Raw genomic sequence first — 19,102 nt, forward strand, 5'->3', positions numbered from 1 at the left:
GATTTTTATCCTATTGCAGTTTAGGAGTAGCAGATATTTTCTCCGATTGCTTTGCAGGTTTACGTGAAAAAAAAGAACCCACATAACTGAGGATGGAGCGATTGGTATTCGTCTCCTTTTCCTCTTCAACTTCAATGATTTCAGGTGCTGGGTACAAACTCTCTTGAACCATTTGAAAGCCTGAAAAAACACTTTTTAGAACGAAAGGGAGCAGGGTTAACATCATCAGCATGCTGCCTAAGTTGGTTGATTCATTAAACAGCGCATAGTTCGCCAAAGATTGAAAAACTGCAATGAGTAGCGCAATGCCCATAGTATTTGAAATCAGTCTTGACGCATTGATATTGCGGTTATCCATGGGTAAATCAGCGCTTTGATTAATTTCATAAAATGCAATCCATAACCATAATAGGTCAAATGCAACGCTATACCAATGTTGCTGATTCATTTCCGTGACATTTGCGCCGACCGCTTTCGCTAGATCAAAGGTCATTTTTCCGCTTTTAAGTGCTAAAGCCATCGTCGGCTTTTCTTGTGAATTTGCTAAAGGAGCAAATTGCTGTACAAACAGGCTCTTCGGAAGATTAATGTCAAAAAGCTCATAAAAGGTTTTATCAGAACCAAATAATCTTCTGAGTTGTTCTTCACTGATATTTGCTAAAGCACCTACACCAGGGGCAAATGTACCATCATCGGAATGATGGGCGATAACCACATTGGAGTTTTTCATCATCATGACATCATTGGTCCCATCACCATTTGCGACGATAAAATAATGATGATCTTTGAGATAACGGGCAAGAATACCTTTTCCTTCGGTACTCATTTCTGCAAAAATAATGACTGGACGTTTTGTTTTCTCTCGATCCAACAGTTTTTGAAACTCTGCCAATAAGGTTTCATTGACGCCGGCAAATATGACTGTGGCATCGGGTGGACAATTTTTTTCACTTAAACCGTCAAAAGCTTGGTCTTCAGCCTGATTGGCGCGAATGGTAATGATGTTTTTCGCATTTTCCGGACATAATACTTTGGCAATATTTACCGCTGCTTTAGTTGTATCACCTGTTGCTACAAATACCGGAACGGATATTTCTCGGCATTGAGCAATAAATTGTTCAGCCCCTTTTTTAACTGGGTTATCAATAATAAAAGTGCCGTAATAGCTTAATTTTTTGAGTAATGATGGATTTTTTAAAATAAACTCTTCAATCGCTTTTTTATCATCTTTATCAAATAATTTTTTTAAGGTTGTAAATTCAAATTCATTAATTGGCGTGTGGGCGATACACCAATCGCGGGATAAAACTGCAGTACGACTTTGCATCGATGTATAAGCCCGTAACAAAGGAGTTTCTTGAAACGCATCCGCTTTAGGCACCCCACAAAAGACAAGAGATGATTCTTCACCATCCTGCACGAGAGTGAAACGGCCGCCAAAGGTACGATATAAACCCAGATGAAACGTCTCAACTTCTTTTTTAGAAGCAATCACTTTTTTAAAGTGGTTGTTTCCGAGGGTGGTCACTTCCAAACACTGAGAACTATCTAATAAAGATTTGAATAACCCCAAAATGGCATGTTCCTCAGGTTCTAATTCCTTTATATTGTTAGTAAAGGCATAACAAAATACCTCAAAGGAGTTACGCCATTGTGATTCTTCGGGTAGCAGTAGATTTCCTTTGTTTTCTTTGAGTAGGTGCTGTACTTCAGATTGCATATCGGTAGTCCACAAGCCTAATACATTCATTTGAGTTGTTGTCAGAGTGCCGGTTTTATCTGAAATAATCGCAACCCCATAGGGAAATTTATCACGATAATATCCACCCAAAGCATTACATAAATCCACCAGACGAAGCGCATCAATCGTTTCAAAAGGTTGATCCCCCAAATTGCTATTTAGGCTTTTCATTAAGCGGCTATTCACAGTTTCCCGTAAAAAAGCCTCAGAAAAGGGGATCATTGTTTGAAAGAGGGTGAACATAAGTCTTAGCGTTTCTGCAGGCATTAGGGTAATGTCCCGCTGCAGAAAAGCAGCCATAATGATGGAGCCTAAAATAGAATATAAAACACTTCTTTGCTTGCGTTCGGCGATAATCTCATTAATAACTGCTTTCTTCTCATAGTTACTACTTAATACAAGTTCCTTCTCAGGCTTAATTTGAATAAAAATATTGTCATTCCCATACAGGTTTAATTTATCGCCTACAAGTACTCCTGCTTGTTTGCCATCCCGAACTGCATATAAGTCCACTTTTTTGTAGTCTGAGGTCAAATTCGCTTTGGTGTGATGTTCTATCCAAACATCCTCTCCATTTTGCGCTTTAAGATTCACGCTAAATTTTTTTCGCTCCAGCGTTGGCGTCCATTGCCCTTCTACGTTACGTTGTAGCGCGACAAGCTCTCCAGATATGGGCACACAATCCAAAGTGATGCTTTCATCACAAAGAACGAGATCTCCAGTACGAAGCCTGTATCTGGGGACACTAACGAGCATGGGTCCATTTGCGGTAAATTTTAAAACCCGATGTACCTTATGATTGTATTCGTAATCATGGTCCAGTTTTTCTTGTTGCACCCGCATTTTTTTTATCGTCGATGGGGCTAAATCAGCGAGTAATGCCGGTAAGTTACGAAATTTTTGTACGATTCGGTCCGCATAACGAATATTGTGAGAAATAAGTCCCAATTGAAAGGCACGGGAACTGACCATTAATTCACTGGCGATAAAATGATTGATTTGGAACCAGATATTGGATACTGGCGTTAGCCCGCTGGAAATCACTGCGGTATCTGAGCGTTGTGCGCCTCGACTGTATTGGAAGCGGACGAGTAATTCTTGTGCTTTTTGGGTGAGATAAGAAATGCCGCTGGGAACAACCAATGTACTCGCTCCCAATCCGGCAATTAATGAATATTCATCAGCTACAGGGAGTAAAAAGGTAGTGCCCTTAAAAACCGAACTGTACATGTATGTTATTGCCATAACCTCACTGGCTACCGCAGCAGATAGTGCCACTCCGGACTCTAGTTTATTGTCTGTAATCCGATTTAAGGCACAATATCCTAATAGGGTTGCACTAAAAAGAAATTTGATAACAAAATCATATTCGGAACTCCCCATTAGGTATTCGCTTAGAAGCGGTGTTAGATAATGACCAAGAAGTAATCCGGCACCAGAAGAAATGGTAGGCCAGATGTATTTGTTAAACGTACTCCAATCCACAGACTCTAAAGAAAAGGTCCATGCCAGAGTGTGGTACAGCTCTTTGACGCGCAAGGAAAAAAAATTATTTATTTCTGCTGCGGTACTTTTAAGATAGTAGGTGCGATCGGGTTCGGCGCGTTGTACCAATTGCACCGGCAAGGCCCGGCTGTCTTTAGGATTTTTGCGTTGCGATTTTGAGAAAGTAGGTATTTTTGTCTTCATGTCTAAATCCTTTTTGCATTCCAATAATCTAATTGGATATTTAGGGTCCATGTTGATAATTAACTTATCTACACTAAAGGTTCAAGAGGATTTGCTAAAAAATAATTTAAAAACAGCCTTTGAGGTTGTTCTTTGAGAGGTAAAAGCAAACACAGGCCAAACCTATGTTTGCTACTTAATATTATTTAAAGTTTCATATCATGAGGAAGAATATGAGCTCCAGCAGGAAGTGGCGCTTTGTGAGCAAAGAATCCTTTTTGTGAGGCCACAACTCCTGTTGTTTGATCCTTAGAACCCGCTTTATTGTGATCACGAGTAAAGGTAATGCTCTCAATATTCTTGGTTCGATTCACAAGTATTTCCGCAACAAGAGTTTGCTCGATCAAAATGTCCAATAAGTTTTTGGAACCGTTTTTGAGCTTACATGCGCCTTTGTTATCCAGAACAAAAAGATCTCCTTGAGCATTCAGGCCATAACGTTTAGAAAAAATTCCCTTAGAGGTATTAAAGTCAGTAGCAAAAGTGATCATCCCTTCCCTTGAGAAGCTGCTTTTGCGTATTACAAAGGGGAGTTGGGGATTATCTGTCAGAACGGTTTTACCTCGTTGTGCATCGGCAACAAAATAGGGACTTTCTGTAAGCTCCTGATAAAGAATTTCACCTTTTGATATTTTTGATTGAACATTATGAGTGCCAGGTTTCCATTTGTCATCATAGTTTATTATGAACTTTGCTTGTTCAGTAAGCAAAAACAGTGTGGTTGTTATTCCTCGCGGATGCAGGTCTACTTCGAATCGCTCATCCTCATTAACCAGAAAGATTTTTTTGCTATTAAAATCAAAGTCAAAGGGAAATGAAACGATACCTTTAGCCGTTTTAAAGGAAATAGAGAACAGTGCATGTTCATCACCATGTTGCCTACTGGGATGCACCACATAGGAAGCCTTAGGATCTTTAGCGAAGTACTCCTTCACCTCATCAATACTTTTGATAAAGCGGCCATATTGAAACACGTCACTCATAATGTAGAATATTTTCTCTTTGGGGCTCATTACACGTTCCATCAGTGTCTCTGCAACTTTATCCAGATCATTGATATTTTGATGCATCACACGTACCCAGAATGCATAGTCTGATATCGGTTTTCCTTCACCATGAAGAGACTCTATTAATTGCTCTTTTCCTCCTGCGTAACGATGTAAGCGTAGGGTTACATTTTGAGGAATCAGGTAGGGATATTTGCTAAAATAGTGATTCAGCACTGTCAATATATCCATTCGATCATCAAAAAAATCAAAAACTATTTCTTCTCCTGGATGATCCGCCGCTGCTTTTTGTATTTGTGCAAAAAGCAGCGGCCTCTTATATTCATCAGTTTGCTTGCAATAAGCATGATGATGAGTATTCTCATGGAACATACCCCATGTGTTCTTGGTGATTTCGCTCATGATTAAATTGAACGAAGTGCCGTTTTCCAAATATTCCTCTATATCGGCCAGTAGTAAGGGGTCATGTACCATGCCCAGAGCATTGCAAATAGTGAGTATGGCGGGGCAACATGATCCGTTCCCATTTACTTCGTCAATACTAAGGTCCTGTCTGGTCGAGCCAATGAATGCATAGGTTGTTGAAAATTTTGTATTTTCTCTTTTCAGTTGGAATAGAAGACCTTGATTTGCAAGAATAAGGGCATTAGCCTGCCGGCCTTTATATTGATTACCCCATAATTCCATGAACGTCTTATTGAATAAACATCCATCAAAATCTAGAGATATGTAGCGTATAGTCATTTTGATAACCTTATGGAAAAAAGCAAGCATAAGTCCGGCCTATGCTTGCTACAGTCTATTTAGGGTTGCAGATCATGACCAGGACCATATGTATCTGTAGTCTCTGCCACTTTGGCTGCAAAGAATCCTTGTTCTGCTACCAAAACTCCTATTGTTTGATTCGTTTTTTGAGCGGCACTAAAGGTGATATCCTCAAGACTTTTGGCACGATTGACTCTTTCAGTCACAACAAGAGTCTGTTCTGTCAAAACGCTTACTAAATCCTCAGATATGTCCGTGAGCTTATATGCGCCATCGTTATCGAGAGTAAATAGTTCACCCTGGTTATTGAGCCCATAGCGTGTGGAAACAATTCCCTTTGATGTATCATGGGCGGCAACAAAAGTTATCATCCCTTCTTTGGAGGCGCTACTTTTGCGTATCACAAAGGGGAACTCAGGATTGGCTTCCAGAACGGCCTTAACCTTAGTTGCATCGGCAACAAAATAAGGACTCATTGTGAGTTCCTGGTAAAGAGCCTCGCCTTTTGACACTTCCTCAGGTTTTGACTCAGCAGGTTGCGTAACAGGTTTGTTCAACTTTTCAGTGGTTGCTACAAAATTTTTGGCGCGACCAACATGGGTTGTCAGTGTGGCAGCCAATCCTTGGGGATCCATTTCTATCTCAAATCGTTTATCCTCATCATCAACTAGGAATAATTTGCCTTCAAAATCCAGACCATATCTTATAGAAATAATATCTTTAGAGGTTGGATAAGAAACAGTCACCAGATATAGACCGTCAGCCTTATGTCTACTTGGATGTACCGCAAAGGGTGCGTTAGGATTTTGAGCAAAGGAGCCTTTTGCTTGCTCAAAACTCTCAAAATAGAGTCCCTTTTCCGCAAGTTCTTTCACAATGGAAAATATTTTCTCTTCAGGACGTGTTGTTAAAGCAATATCTCTAAGCGCCTCTGCAACTTCATGCAAATACTTAACGTTTTCATGCATTTTGCGTAAGCAGAATTGATAGTTAGCTATTGGGTTTCCTATACCTTGAATCGACTCAAATAACTTGTCTTCTTCTCCAGCATAACTGTGTATACGCAGTCGTACATTCTTAGGAATCATGTGGGGGTATTTATTAAAATATTCTTTTAGAATCCATAAGATGTCTAGTCGATCATCAAAAAAATCAAATATGATTTCTTCTTCTGGATGATCCGCAGCGGCTTTTTGCATTTGCGCAAAAAGAATGGTTCTTTTATGTTCATCCATGCGGGCACAGCTTGCATGTTGATGAATATTTTTATCGGAATCCATCCATGTACCATTTTTTATCTCATCCATAATGCGCTTGTATGAGGTGCCGCTTTCCAACTCTCCTTCAATGTCAGCAAGAAGGAGTGGTTCTAAAGCCATTCCTAGATAATCACAAACAGTCGCAATTGCTGGACAACAAGACCCTTTAAATCGTTCTGGAATACCACTATTCATTAAGTCTGTAAAATAATCTTGCCGGGTTGAACCAATGAGACCGTAAACTGCTGAAAAGCTGGCATTTTGTTTTCGAAGCTTTTCCAGAAACTCTTTATTATTAACGAGGACGGCATCAGTTTGATGCTTGGTAAAATTGTTATGGGGTAATTCAACATAAGCCTTGTTAAATAAACATCCATCAAAATCAAAAGATAAATAGCGTATGGTCATTTTTGAACCTTATAAAGTTAATTCGTTTTTTAAAATGAAAAATAATAGATCAATGCGAATTAATTTTTAGTCCTAAGAAATCAGGTCAATTTGCTTGAGATAGTTGGGTGAACAGATGATTTAAGGCAGGGTGCAAACAAAATATGGAATTGGACTAACCCTTATTTTTCTTATGGATTGGGTTTATTTGTTAAACATCACTGATATAACTTAAAAAATCTATTTCAACAAAATCGAGCTTATTGATTCAGATTGCCTAAGTTGTATCAGTCCTCCGTTCATCCAGATTGAAAGTCTTTATCTGCATGAATATTTTTAACAATGGCGGTATTTTATAGATAAATTATTAAGGGAATATTAACAAACTCTATGAATTTTTGTGCTAAATTTATACAATTGGGGTGCGCTTGAGGAGGAAAAAATCCGCACTTAGTGTTGTATTGAAACAAATTGCCTCACAACTGACGCCTTATCAAATTATTAACCGAGTATATGGGATACGATCATTACGAATGACCATGTGAATGCAATCCTTAACAAAAATAGTGTAGCAATATATACGTATGCCTATTACCCAGAGCCCTTGTCTAAACACTTGGCCCAACATGATAAGTGTCGCAATAAGGAGATCCCTCGTTGTAAACTGCTTAGGATGGCGGAGTGCTTGGGAAACTACTCTTGGTCTGGGTAAGTCATTCCACACAAATCAGGATGACGGGCTTCTGTAGAGAACACTCGCAAATTCAGAGCAGTTGTCTTGAAATTGATTATCAGAAAAAACAAGTCATAATTAATTAAAGGCATCACAGGGATGTACGTTAAAATGAATACTTTTGATACCGTTGCAATTGAATTTGATTTAACCCATCACAGCATGAAACAGCTTGCTCTTGAGGAATTGCAGATCAATCCCCACGATAAAAGCAAAGTGTATTGGATTCATAGCAACCTCCAGCAAGTCGATGTCTTTAATCAACTCGCCAGCACACTCAAATTACCTGAAGAGGTCATTAAATTATGTGCAGAAAATTATTTAACGAATCTCATTGATAATGATAAGGCGCTCACATTGCAAATTAAATGTTTGGCTTCGCTTGAGCTCGATGAGAATAATGAAATTAAACTCGATAACTTAGTGCTTCATCTTACTGCGAATTACTGCTTTACTGCGTCGGCACAACCGCTGCCTGTATTATTTGATTTTCTAAACAATTGTTCAAAGTCTATTCATTATGCAAAAACCTCTTGTTTCATATTATTTTTATTTCTTGAAGGGATTATTAATGACTATGCCAAGGTGCTTTTTAATTATGAGGTAATAGCGGAGGAGTTCGATTCTTTATTACAAACCACGAATGAAAATATCTATAAGGATGTTGCCGAGGTAAAGCACCAGACCTTACAAATCAAACGCTACATGATGGCAATAAGAGAAATTTTAATGCGGATTACGACTCGCAATATTTCTGTTGTTTCAGAAGAATGCCGTTCTTCCTTATATAATTTATCGAATCATAGCCATCTCATCATTCATGAAGTGGATTCAATTCGTGAGTTATTAAATAGCTTATTAGGACAAATTGATAATGAATTAATGCAAAAAATGAGTAAGACAATGGCCGTACTCACTGCCTTTGCCTCCATTTTTTTGCCACTCAATTTAATTACTGGAATCTATGGAATGAATTTTGTATGGATTCCTGAGTTACACTGGAAATACGGATATTTTGGCGCATTAGGTTTAATTATTTTCTGTGCCTTATTCTTGTATTTCCTTTTTAAAAAAAAGAAATGGCTGTAACCTTATTTGCATCTTTTGCCATAGAATAAATTATCCATAGTTTTTAAAAGTAGCGCTGTGTTCAAGTTCTTGTTGAAGTTGTTTGTCTAACAAAGAGCGACCACAATCAACATACGCAAATGCATGAGCAAAATCTCTGAGTTCCATAGTAAAAGTAGAGCGTCTTACTGGTAAAGTAATCAATTGAATTTGTCCATTTTCTTCTTGTTCGATTGAATATCGTCCGCCATAGAAGAGGTAATGAGAGAACCAATGACGGTTTTCATGATGTGGATTGCGAAGAATGACAAATTTTCGATGAGTTAGCTTACTTTCCATAGTGTCAATCAACGCATAGGTATGCTGCATGGTAATTCCTTCAGGCGGATCTTCTTTAGGACTACAGACGATGGGTTTTTGTTCTGTATGAGCTTTTTTTAATGAAAGGAACAAATCAATCTCATCATAACTGTACTCGTTTTCTCCTGGCAAAATTGCATAACGGTGCAACCAGCGTGTGACGGCTGAAATCGCTGTAACTGGGGGATCTATGCTGTGATGCATTCGTTGTTCTAAAAAGCAAATGAACGCTTCTTTTGTTAAAAAGGGATTTTCTTTAAGCAATTGCTCGATGTACTTTTGATTCAAATGGACCCAGTTCCACCACTCATGCAATAGCGGTTGCTGATCCGCAAAAATATATTGGAGCATATTGGTGATACTTGCTAATTTATCATGAGGGCGCAACAGAAAAATTAAAGAATAAATGTCTTTACCATTACAGCCATAAATTACTTTTTTATATAATTGAGCAAGGGGGGATTGTGCTTGTTGCGGGATAGGGATTGATTCAGTAAAACCCCCAAGAAATGCTTTTAACGCGGTTCGACTATCGCCGCTGGTTAGCGTTTTATTATAATTGCCGCCCATAAAAGTAACATAGGCTTTTTCAAGAAAACGGACCCAGATTTTGCCCGAACTTAAAATACCCCAGGATGTAGGTAATGATTTTTCAATAATGAGCCATTGCGGCTTATCATCCTTAAAAAAACGGACATAAATTTTATTCTTTTTATCAATCATTGCTTCACGAATGTATTGTTCTCCATTCGGTAAAGCAAGGATTGCATTGATGACCGAGAGAAGATAACAATCGCCACTCATAGCTCCTTGGGCAACATGAGCAATAGATAATTTTTTGGGATACAAAGGAGCGAAATTGTTCTTGTGCTGAACTGTAAAGAACAAATTGGTGCCTTGCGGATTAGGACTCACTTCACATTCTTTGACGGGTAGTCGCTGAGGTGAAGATTCATTTTCAATAAGTTCCAATTTATTTTCCATATATTGGCTCCTAAAAAATTATTAGGTTATTTATAGTGTTACAACTCATCTCACTGCCTGCACCAATTTTTAAAGCGCTTTCACGTCGGATTGCATTTGCATGCATGATGTATTTCATAATAGACCCAACAGAGGTATATTGCATTTAGCTGTAAATGTTATTTTTATTTTACCAGATTAATACCACTGATGCTGAATAAAGCCACAGGTGTTAAGAACACCTGCCTAAGGAAAGGAACAAAGTCTTAAGGGGCGTTAGGATGCTCAGAAGTAGAGCAAAATGTGAAAGGGGAGGATTTCGAATTCATGAACCAGGACAAAGATGAGTTCGGTTAATTTCTGTAGACGTACCTACGCCCATCAAGGTCATGGCAATACCCATTTCGTTTCGTATCAACTCAAGCATATGTTCCACTCCAGCTTGTCCTCTTGCCGCTAAAGCATATGCTGTCGGTCTACCTAGAAGCACTGCTTGGGCGCCGAGAGCCAGCATTCGTACCACATCGAGCCCCGAGCGCACCCCTGAATCAGCAAGAATTGTGAGGTCTGAATGGACCTTATCTGCAATCATAGGCAGCGCTTTTGCGGTGGATAATACGCCGTCAAGTTGCCGCCCGCCATGATTAGAGACGATAATTCCATCTGCCCCGAATGTTACAGCATCTTTTGCATCTTCTGGATCAAGTATTCCTTTGATGAGTAAGGGTCCTTTCCAAAAATGACGTATCCATTCCAGATCTCGCCAACTGATTGAGGGATCAAAATTGTTATTTAACCACCCTATATAATTTTTTAGTCCTATCGATTTTTTTAAATAGGTCGAAATATTTCCGAGATCATGTGGACGTCCCATAATGCCCACCTGATAAGCCCAGGAGGGTTTCATTAGGGCTTGCAAGAATCGACGTTCACGGGCAAATGGACCAGACATTCCTGAGCGTGCATCTCGATAGCGAGCACTTGGAGTGGACATATCTACTGTGAATACCAGATGAGTCACACCACAAGTTTGAGCCCGCTCCAGCATACTCTGCATAAAGCCTCGATCTTTGAGTACGTACAGTTGAAACCAGACAGGCTGGGAACTATGAGCGGATACTTCTTCCAAAGAGCATACAGAAACTGTAGATAAGGCAAAAGGTATTCCTTTTTCTGCAGCTGCTTTGGCTACTTGGACCTCACCTCGCCGGGCGTACATTCCGGTAAGACCTACGGGGCTTAAGATGACTGGCATTGCCAGCTTTTGTCCTAAGAGTTCTGTTGCAAAATTGAGATGTCCTACATTTTTTAAAATCCTTTGCCGTAATAGTACCTTGGCAAGATCTTCAGTATTGGCCTTAAGTGTTTGTTCGGCAAAAGCACCGCCATCAATATAATCAAACAAAAATCGAGGAAGTTTCCGTCGAGCCGCTTCACGATAGTCAGTAATAGAGGAAATAATCATGTTCAAGTCCATTGAGAAATTAAAACCTTAGTTCCTAATTTTAATTGATTATAAGTTCAAAGATACATGGGGTTTATCCTACATTATAGGAACAGGATTGGATTTTATAAATCAACCAGCTTAGATATATTATAAAGTATTCCGTCTACTCATGATTTTTTATTTGGTGAATGAGACTTAGGTCAGTTGTTTTATCACTGAATTAAAATCTCCGGTTAAGACAAACTAATTGCCCATAATCTAAACTTAAATGTAATGAGACATTTGGTTTTTATAAACTATAGGCCAGAAGCATGTTCCGCCATTGGATTCTAAAAAATTTTGGTATCCCCATTATTCGTCATTACGCCAAAAAAATCGAAAAAAGCGCTTATGATCCATATCCTTATCAGAATGCAGCACTTAAAAAAATTATCAATACGTGCAGAAAAACAGAGCTTGGCATCCAATGTGGCTTATCTCGATTAAAAACTATGGATAATGCACGAACACTACCTGCTTTTAATTATGAAATGTTACGGCCTGAGTTTGAAAAAATCTATCATGAAGGGAAACAGGGATTCTTCAGTTGGGAGCCTATTAAAGCCATTTCTTTAACCTCAGGAACTACTGGTGGTCCCAAATACATTCCAATAACCCCAAGTTTAATCAACAACTTGGTACGCATTAGTTTTAGCTTATATGCAGGGTACTCCAATGAATTAAATAATCCTGAGGAGTTATTTGATGGCAAGGCTCTGTATTTGAGTGCGCAACCCTATATCTATGATTCTCCTACTGCTTTGCCTGTAGGCTTCATATCTGGTTATATGAATTCAAAGCGGCATTGGCTTTATAAGGACTTGCTATACCCATCTGCAAAAACATTGTCTATTCCAGATGCACAAATACGAATGACACGTATTTTTGAAGAAATTAAAGATCAAGATATTCGCATGATTTTAGGTTTTCCAGCGATTATCCAATTAGTTACTGCAAAAGCATTATCCTATTTTAATGTAAATTATCTGCAGCAGTTATGGAGTAATTTATCGGTATGTGTCTATGGAGGAAATTTTTTATCTTCTTCGCAGATCGATTACCTTAAAAAAAGTTGGATAGGTGATGTAAGCACTGAGAAAAAGCTCCTATTTTTAGAGCATTATTCTGCTGCGGAAGGCTTTTTTGGGCATACGTTACATAGTGATTGGCCTGGCCTTGTTTTTAATCCCTTTGATGTCTTTTATCAATTTAAACAGAATCGAGATGATTCCGAGTTCTTGCAATTGCATGAGCTAAAAGAGGGGGAGCGTTATCTTATTTATGTCACAACCCTTGCCGGCTTAATCAATTATGAAATGGAAGATATTATTGAGATCACCTCTGTGAAACCACTTACCTTCAAATTTTTTGCGCGTGCAAAAGAACAAATTTCCCTAATTTCTGAAAAAATCCTTGTTTCTGAAATAAAACAGGTGGTGGAAGGTCTTGCTCATGCACTCAAACAACCTATTCATGATTTTGCCGTTTATCTTGATTGTAGATCGGGTAATCGGCTCGTTTTTATTTTATCGACGCCAATAGCCAATTTAGACACTTCGATTCAGTTATTAGATGATAACCTTCGTAAAATAAACCCGAATTATAATGAATATCGGGCAAATAATACGTACCAACCGCCACAAATAATTTACAAGCCAGTTAAATTTTTTAACAAATACCGTGAAAAAAACATTCATCTAGGCAATTTCAAGGAAAAACGATTGTTTATGAGTGAAGCTGAATTTAATGCGGCTTATCTTTGATTCCGTATCAATTAATACGGAATCATTCCATTCTTATTTTGATGGATTTGGGATGTTGTTCAGTTGCATTCGCACAAGGTTGGTGATTGCCTCAAGCATTTGTTGGCGGGACTCAGGATTTCCCGGGGTTTGTTTGTAAATAATATTTGCCAAAAATGCAGAGAGCGCCTGGGATATGACATTGCTATTTCGAAAATGAGGCGGTAATTTTTCCACTGATTGTACTAAAGAGGACAATAAATTTTGACCAATAAAGTTCATTGCCTTGGAATAATCTTCATTGGTTAAGGTTTCAACTGGTTGAGTGGTTTCTTCTATTTTCATGCTCTATCCTGTGATTTTTAATTAAATGAAATTATAGAGTTTGTCTTAAGTCACTTCAATGCACCAACATGGGTTTAGCCATTTTTATGTAGGGCTTAACTCCAGCTGAAATGCATTACGTATAGGAATAATAAGTAAAAAAACTTATAAAATAGAAGAATAAGTGAACTCAGATACAGGAAAAATAGCCTATACAGGCTATCTGTGGTGATTAAAAACTGCTGCCCATGGAATTTCTGTGTGATTCGGATAAGGCTTCTTCTCCAGAACTTTTCAAGTCACTTATGTTGCGGCGCATCTCAATAGTTTTCTGGGGATTTATTAAATTTTCAATATATACTTGCCCATTTTTGAGTTTTTGATTTTCAGGATCATTTTCTAAAGCTTTTTTAATTTGAGTTTGAATTTCTTTTAAGCTGCCTTGAAAAAGATGGCCACTACCACAGGAATATACGTGGTTATCTATGGGCTTGCCATCTTGACCTAATTGGACACCATGAAATTCTCGGGGGGGTGTCGCAGTGGCTTGCGCTAGGAAAAATTTGGTTACTTCTTCGGGTGAATCAAAAACCAGCGCCCCATTTTTGTCAGGCTCTTTGCCATATTGTTTTTTGAAGTCTTCAACTATTTTGGGCCAATCCTTATTCATTTGTTCCGGTTTGATTATGGTTTTTTTTCTATTTTGCTCTTCAAGTTCTAATTCTTGCAGCTGATGTTTCTTTTTTTCTCGCTCTTCTTCAGTTTTTTCCGCCAATAATCTGTTTCTCATTTCTTCTTCAGACGTCGACATAATGTATCTCCACAATAATCTTTTTATAAAAACAAAAAAAATTCAACTTGTAATAATATAACCCAGCAATGATTTGAATCACCGATTAAACCACAATTTATTGCGATTTTTTTACAATTTAAAAGGCAACCTTTGCGTGCACAGTGTCTCTATGATTGTTAATAACATACAAAGCTGAATAAAAATAAAGAGATTAAGTCGGTAAGTAAAAATTGGAAGCTTGTGGGCCCATCCCATCATCCCTGCGTAGGCTCGATCTGAAAAAATTCCAATTATAATTTGCTAACAACAGAATGATCTTTATACGGAAACTCATCCCCTGAAATTGCATCGGCAATTTGTTGTTCAATCGTTGTTATTGATTCATCAGCGTCTTTATTATCAACAGGAGAATATATGCCATGTCCTACTCTCGGTAGTTGGGATTGAATCCCCTCGTTTAATTGAGCTATTGGATCTAAGATGATTAATTCGCCGTCTCCCGTGATGTTGAAAGCAACGCTGTCACCAAATAAAGGTGTAGGATTTGCTTTTGCTTGCGTTAATAATTTAAAAGTTTGTTTATAGCATAGGCTTGGTTCTTCATATTCGCTTCCAGGACCTACTAAGGTCACTTGATCTTCTAAGTCCGACCAACGGAGTTTTCTGTCTGTAAGCTTATGTAGGTCAGAAAGAATTCGATCCAATTCTTCTTGAACGGCACTCGTTGTGGTTCGATCCCCAAATATATGGGCGACATAATAACAAGGCGTGCCTTTTGCATCGGTTGTGGCGACCAAAACACCGGTACAGTGTAAAAACCCTTCGGTCCCTAGAATGTCTAAATCACCGTCTTTAAAACCTGCTCCAGCATCTGCTCCTACTCGATAACAGCGTAATTTCTTCATGCTTCCAAGCTGTTCCGAATTAGGTATATAAATTGATGAAAAATTCTTGCACTGTTGTAAGAGTGAGCTGATTTCTGATTCTTTAGAATCTTCTTGTTTTTTCTTTAGACTCTTGAACAGTATTGCGACTCTCCAATTGTCCTTGTCGCCCATATCAAAACTCGACATGACTTCCAAGGCTTCATCAATCTTTTCGAAGGATGAAAGTTTTTTATAATATTCGGATGCTTCACTTAACCTGATGTTTTCTGTATCCAGCAAAACGAGCTCATGGTTATCTTTTTGGACAACAATCTTGACCATGACAGCACCTTTTCTATGGATGATTATTAATTATACACATTGATTGCCTTTAATGTAAACATAGTGATCATATAGGTTAAAATTTGAATTATTGGTCGATTAAGAGTCTGGCGCATACAGAGGCTCAGCACCAGGGACGTTTCTTTGAGAGTTGTTTTTGAAAGGAGTTGAGTTGGCAGTGTCTGCTTTTATTGGGAATACAGCCACTGAGCTAATGCATCAACTCCTGCTTTTAAATCGTCTCCGTCGGCTCCAAAAGACATCCGCACATAACCTTCTTTGCCAAATGCAATTCCTGGAACCAGGGCAACATGAGCTTCTTCCAAAGCGTGTTTACAAAATTCTTCCGAGCTTGCCTTGTTAAAACCCAGGCTTTTTAATGACAGGAACAGATAGAGTGATGAAGCTGGGGTAGTTAGGGTTAAGCCAAAAGCATCATTTAAAGCATTAATAAGCGTATCTCTTCTTTTTTGCATGCATTGTTGTACCCAAATACTTACATAATTTATTTCAGTTAAAGCCGCCATAGCTGCCGATTGACTTAAAGTGGTTACGCCGCTGGTGCTTTGACTAACCAATGCAGTTAAGGGTTGAATGATGGATTGGGGCGCGAAAACAAAACCAATTCGCCAGCCGGTCATGGCAAAATTTTTTGAGCAACTTTGAATAACAATAACCCGGTCCTGATATTGGGGAAAAGAACCACACGATATATAGGAATGCCCATCGTAGGTGAGGGCACTGTATACTTCATCCGCGATAACGAGTAGATCGTGTTCCTGCGCAACGTGCAGCAGTTCAAGAAGCTCGTCTTCAGTATATAATGCGCCGGTTGGATTAGTGGCGTTATTCAGAATAAGAAGTTTACTTTGCGGCGTACATGCTTTTTTCAGTGACTGGGCTGTCAACTTCCATCCATCTGTTTCTTTGGTGTCAACGATGACTGGATTTCCGCCAAATAACTGAGTCATCGCTGGATAAGAAACCCAATAGGGGGCGGGGATAATGACTTCATCGTTTTGTTGCACTAGTAATTGCATCAGCAAATAGATTCCAAATTTTCCACCATTTACGACAAGACAGTTTTCTTTTTTAAACGAACAGCCATACGTTTTATTCATCCATACACTGGCTAGATCCCGTAGTTCCGAAATACCTGCTACTGGAGGATAAAGGGTTTGTCCTTGTTCCAGGGCGTATGTGGTCGCAGTAACAATTGCGGGATGGGGGGGCAATTTGGGCTCACCGGCGCTGAGGTTATAAATTTTAATGCCTTCATTTATTTTTAGCTGAGCTAATGAATTAATCGCCACGGTTGCAGAATCTTCAGGTAACCTCTTTTTTATAAAATGATTCATTATTTTTGCACCTTTCTCGAGTTGGATATGATGATTTTGAATAAGCGATTAATAAATTCCTCTTGCAAGTGGTACTGCTTGGACAAATGTTCATAATACTCAAACAATTGCTTTTCACGCGAGCGGTCCAGTACTTTTTTTCCTTCTTGCGATTTTAGCGCACCAATTTGTTTTGAAAGTTCTTGACGCTTTGCCAATATTTCAATGATGCAAGCATCAGTCTGTTCAATTTGTTTTCTCAATTCTTCGAGTGTAGGCATGATATCCTCCTTACTTGAGAAGTCGTGCGTTTTTTACCAGGATAAAAGCAGTTCGATTGGGATGGCTGTCTTGGATTTTTGCTGCCTTTATTTCTAAACCATACAGTTCGGCACAACGTGCTGAGGCAATGATTGCTGAATGGGGTGGCAATATTCCTTCCGCTAAGTCCTTGGCTGCTTTTGCTGTATCAATCCATTCCAGTTGTTCCGTGTTGCTGAAATTTTTTTGTAGAAATTGACGGCATTGGGCAAACCCTTGAGGATGTGACACAATGTGCGTAATTTGATGGGATTGAATGCCTGGTCGTACGAGGAGACATTGATTGATTTCATGCCATAGTTCATCAATAGGAGTAAATAAATGTCTTCCCATGGCTTGGAATGCTGGCTTGACCAATCCACCTATAAGATTTACGACAGGCACTATACCCAGATCGACACGTTCATTTTCGATTGCAAGCAGAACACCTTCCATATCCAGTAAGTGAACAAGAGTTGGAGCTAGCCCTTTTTGCTTCGCATACACCAAGGCCGCTTCCTCAGAAAACGAACCTGCATCTCCTGAAATACCAAATAAAGTATTCATACCTGTACCTCCATTGCCAACTCATTTGTTTCTAAAGAGCGCATCTTAGCGAGTTCCAGCAAAAACGTTTCGGTCTGTTCCCAACTGAGGCATGGATCCGTAATCGATAGCCCGCTTAAATCAAGGTCGTCCGGATTCATCGCATCAACTTTTTGATTCCCTTCTTTGATAAAACTTTCCATCATGAAACCTTTAACCAACTTTTTTAAATCCGGGTGGCTTTGAATGCTTTTTAAAACGTTTAAAGCAATAGCAGGTTGTAATTGGTGATTTTTTTTGCCGTCTACCAAGCAATTATCATGGCTGACATCAACAATAATCGACGGGTTGATGATCTGATGCATGTCCATATGATGTTTTACTTCTTTAAGATGGGTAATGGAATAATTAGGGGCATTATTGGAGCCGCGTAAAACCATATGCGCGTGCGGATTTCCATGGGTTTGTACTTCGTAGCCATCGAATACCGCAACATGATCATGTTGGGAGGCAACAATACTATTTACGCCGATAGCCAATGAACCGTGAGTGGGGTTTTTTAATCCTACAGCGCAGTCTAGGGAGGAAGCAAAAATTCGATGCTCCTGATCTTCAGAACTGCGGGCCCCAATTGCAACCCAAGACAGAAGTTCCAGAAATCCTTTAGCATTATGGGTAAACAATGCTTCATCAGCGATGGGCAATCCCATTTCAATGACCTTAACCATCATATCTCGGGTATATTTTATTCCAGATGCAATATCTGGGGCTGAGAATAAATCAGGTTGGTTTACAGGACCGGTCCATCCCTTAGTTGTTCGCGGTTTTTGAATATAAACTCGCATAATGAGTTTTAATTCGTTTTTCACTTTCTTGTTTAATTGCACTAAACGGTGAGCATATTCCAGTACTGCTTTTTTCGGCCACGCAGAACAAGGTCCGACTATCATTAAGAGACGGTTATCACGACCTTCTAAAATGGCTTTGACCTCTTCCCGGTCACGAGCAATTTGTTGGTGGGCCAAAGGAGACAATGGAATTTCTTGAATAATTTCTTCTACAGGAGGTAGTTTCTTTAAGACGGAATAGCTCATCATCCCCTCCTACATACAGTAAGTACTTTGGATAGAGCCTGGGCACGATGTGTTCGCGATTGATGGTGCATGATGGACACTCCTCTTTGGGTTCTATCCAACTCCCATGCTTTTTCTTGTCTGGGAATTCGGGTACCAAAACCCCCAGACTAAGCTGGGGGTTGGAGTGTTAGTTACTTTCTACCGACCACCCAGCTGCGGGCTAAAAAAGCTAAAATAAAAAAAGCAAGCAAACGCTTGTGCGAAAGCTGCTTCTTTATT

14 protein-coding genes are annotated in these 19,102 nt (G+C 39.1%); 2 read left to right on the forward strand and 12 right to left on the reverse strand.

What is annotated here, in order from left to right; genetic code table 11:
- Window positions 1-10: 10 nt before the first annotated feature.
- The 3 genes from OQJ26_RS07385 to OQJ26_RS07395 form a co-directional block, all read right to left on the reverse strand.
- On the reverse strand, window positions 11-3,430 hold the full coding sequence (locus OQJ26_RS07385; protein WP_265703228.1) for an HAD family hydrolase: 3,420 nt from the start codon (window positions 3,428-3,430) through the stop codon (window positions 11-13).
- Window positions 3,431-3,615: 185 nt separating this feature from the next.
- Entirely contained in the window at window positions 3,616-5,220 is a 1,605-nt protein-coding gene (locus OQJ26_RS07390) for a hypothetical protein (RefSeq protein ID WP_265703229.1), read from the reverse strand.
- A 59-nt stretch (window positions 5,221-5,279) separates the two neighbouring features.
- Window positions 5,280-6,908: a hypothetical protein gene (locus tag OQJ26_RS07395; RefSeq protein WP_265703230.1), complete on the reverse strand. Its 1,629-nt coding sequence runs from the start codon at window positions 6,906-6,908 to the stop codon at window positions 5,280-5,282.
- An 823-nt stretch (window positions 6,909-7,731) separates the two neighbouring features.
- Between OQJ26_RS07395 and OQJ26_RS07400 the strand changes: the two genes are divergently transcribed.
- On the forward strand, window positions 7,732-8,709 hold the full coding sequence (locus OQJ26_RS07400; RefSeq protein ID WP_265703231.1) for a magnesium transporter CorA family protein: 978 nt from the start codon (window positions 7,732-7,734) through the stop codon (window positions 8,707-8,709).
- A 30-nt stretch (window positions 8,710-8,739) separates the two neighbouring features.
- On the opposite strand, the gene OQJ26_RS07405 is transcribed toward OQJ26_RS07400, so the two are convergent.
- Complete coding sequence (locus OQJ26_RS07405; RefSeq protein WP_265703232.1) at window positions 8,740-10,032, reverse strand: C2 family cysteine protease; 1,293 nt, start codon at window positions 10,030-10,032, stop codon at window positions 8,740-8,742.
- A gap of 304 nt (window positions 10,033-10,336) precedes the next feature.
- Window positions 10,337-11,476 (reverse strand): FMN-dependent L-lactate dehydrogenase LldD, encoded by a 1,140-nt coding sequence (gene lldD, locus OQJ26_RS07410; protein ID WP_265703233.1) that lies wholly within the window; start codon window positions 11,474-11,476, stop codon window positions 10,337-10,339.
- 293 nt (window positions 11,477-11,769) lie between these two features.
- Here lldD and OQJ26_RS07415 point away from each other — a divergent pair, with 293 nt between their 5' ends.
- Window positions 11,770-13,260 carry a GH3 family acyl-acid amido synthetase gene (locus tag OQJ26_RS07415; RefSeq protein WP_265703234.1) on the forward strand — a complete coding sequence of 497 codons (1,491 nt, stop codon included), beginning with the start codon at window positions 11,770-11,772 and terminating at the stop codon, window positions 13,258-13,260.
- 33 nt (window positions 13,261-13,293) lie between these two features.
- Here the strand turns inward: OQJ26_RS07415 and OQJ26_RS07420 are convergent, their stop codons facing one another.
- From OQJ26_RS07420 to OQJ26_RS07450, 7 genes are all read right to left on the reverse strand, one after another.
- A complete protein-coding gene (locus tag OQJ26_RS07420) occupies window positions 13,294-13,584 on the reverse strand; it encodes a hypothetical protein (protein ID WP_265703235.1) in 291 nt (96 codons plus the stop codon).
- Window positions 13,585-13,795: 211 nt separating this feature from the next.
- The gene (locus OQJ26_RS07425) at window positions 13,796-14,374 is read right to left on the reverse strand and encodes a hypothetical protein (protein WP_265703236.1); all 579 of its coding nucleotides are present in this window, start codon (window positions 14,372-14,374) and stop codon (window positions 13,796-13,798) included.
- A 272-nt stretch (window positions 14,375-14,646) separates the two neighbouring features.
- Window positions 14,647-15,564 carry a hypothetical protein gene (locus OQJ26_RS07430; protein ID WP_265703237.1) on the reverse strand — a complete coding sequence of 306 codons (918 nt, stop codon included), beginning with the start codon at window positions 15,562-15,564 and terminating at the stop codon, window positions 14,647-14,649.
- 188 nt (window positions 15,565-15,752) lie between these two features.
- A complete protein-coding gene (locus OQJ26_RS07435; RefSeq protein ID WP_265703238.1) occupies window positions 15,753-16,922 on the reverse strand; it encodes a pyridoxal phosphate-dependent aminotransferase in 1,170 nt (389 codons plus the stop codon).
- Entirely contained in the window at window positions 16,922-17,182 is a 261-nt protein-coding gene (locus OQJ26_RS07440; RefSeq protein WP_265703239.1) for a chorismate mutase, read from the reverse strand. The genes OQJ26_RS07435 and OQJ26_RS07440 overlap by 1 nt, the downstream gene beginning before the upstream one ends.
- Window positions 17,183-17,192: 10 nt before the next feature.
- Window positions 17,193-17,768 (reverse strand): prephenate dehydratase, encoded by a 576-nt coding sequence (locus OQJ26_RS07445; RefSeq protein ID WP_265703240.1) that lies wholly within the window; start codon window positions 17,766-17,768, stop codon window positions 17,193-17,195.
- Window positions 17,765-18,841 (reverse strand): 3-deoxy-7-phosphoheptulonate synthase, encoded by a 1,077-nt coding sequence (locus OQJ26_RS07450; protein WP_265703241.1) that lies wholly within the window; start codon window positions 18,839-18,841, stop codon window positions 17,765-17,767. Before OQJ26_RS07450 ends, OQJ26_RS07445 begins: the two co-directional genes overlap by 4 nt.
- Window positions 18,842-19,102: the final 261 nt, after the last annotated feature.

It is taken from the genome of Legionella sheltonii (genome assembly GCF_026191355.1).
In the GTDB taxonomy this organism is placed as follows: domain Bacteria; phylum Pseudomonadota; class Gammaproteobacteria; order Legionellales; family Legionellaceae; genus Legionella; species Legionella sheltonii.

Bases quoted from the DNA above. Each gene is read 5' to 3' on its own strand.
- OQJ26_RS07440 (WP_265703239.1), bottom strand. From the start codon at position 17,182: ATGCCTACACTCGAAGAATTGAGAAAACAAATTGAACAGACTGATGCT.
- OQJ26_RS07430 (WP_265703237.1), bottom strand. From the start codon at position 15,564: ATGGTCAAGATTGTTGTCCAAAAAGATAACCATGAGCTCGTTTTGCTG.
- OQJ26_RS07385 (WP_265703228.1), bottom strand. From the start codon at position 3,430: ATGAAGACAAAAATACCTACTTTCTCAAAATCGCAACGCAAAAATCCT.
- OQJ26_RS07405 (WP_265703232.1), bottom strand. From the start codon at position 10,032: ATGGAAAATAAATTGGAACTTATTGAAAATGAATCTTCACCTCAGCGA.
- OQJ26_RS07395 (WP_265703230.1), bottom strand. From the start codon at position 6,908: ATGACCATACGCTATTTATCTTTTGATTTTGATGGATGTTTATTTAAC.
- OQJ26_RS07400 (WP_265703231.1), top strand. From the start codon at position 7,732: ATGAATACTTTTGATACCGTTGCAATTGAATTTGATTTAACCCATCAC.
- OQJ26_RS07450 (WP_265703241.1), bottom strand. From the start codon at position 18,841: ATGAGCTATTCCGTCTTAAAGAAACTACCTCCTGTAGAAGAAATTATT.
- OQJ26_RS07390 (WP_265703229.1), bottom strand. From the start codon at position 5,220: ATGACTATACGCTACATATCTCTAGATTTTGATGGATGTTTATTCAAT.
- lldD (WP_265703233.1), bottom strand. From the start codon at position 11,476: ATGATTATTTCCTCTATTACTGACTATCGTGAAGCGGCTCGACGGAAA.
- OQJ26_RS07445 (WP_265703240.1), bottom strand. From the start codon at position 17,768: ATGAATACTTTATTTGGTATTTCAGGAGATGCAGGTTCGTTTTCTGAG.
- OQJ26_RS07415 (WP_265703234.1), top strand. From the start codon at position 11,770: ATGTTCCGCCATTGGATTCTAAAAAATTTTGGTATCCCCATTATTCGT.
- OQJ26_RS07425 (WP_265703236.1), bottom strand. From the start codon at position 14,374: ATGTCGACGTCTGAAGAAGAAATGAGAAACAGATTATTGGCGGAAAAA.
- OQJ26_RS07435 (WP_265703238.1), bottom strand. From the start codon at position 16,922: ATGAATCATTTTATAAAAAAGAGGTTACCTGAAGATTCTGCAACCGTG.
- OQJ26_RS07420 (WP_265703235.1), bottom strand. From the start codon at position 13,584: ATGAAAATAGAAGAAACCACTCAACCAGTTGAAACCTTAACCAATGAA.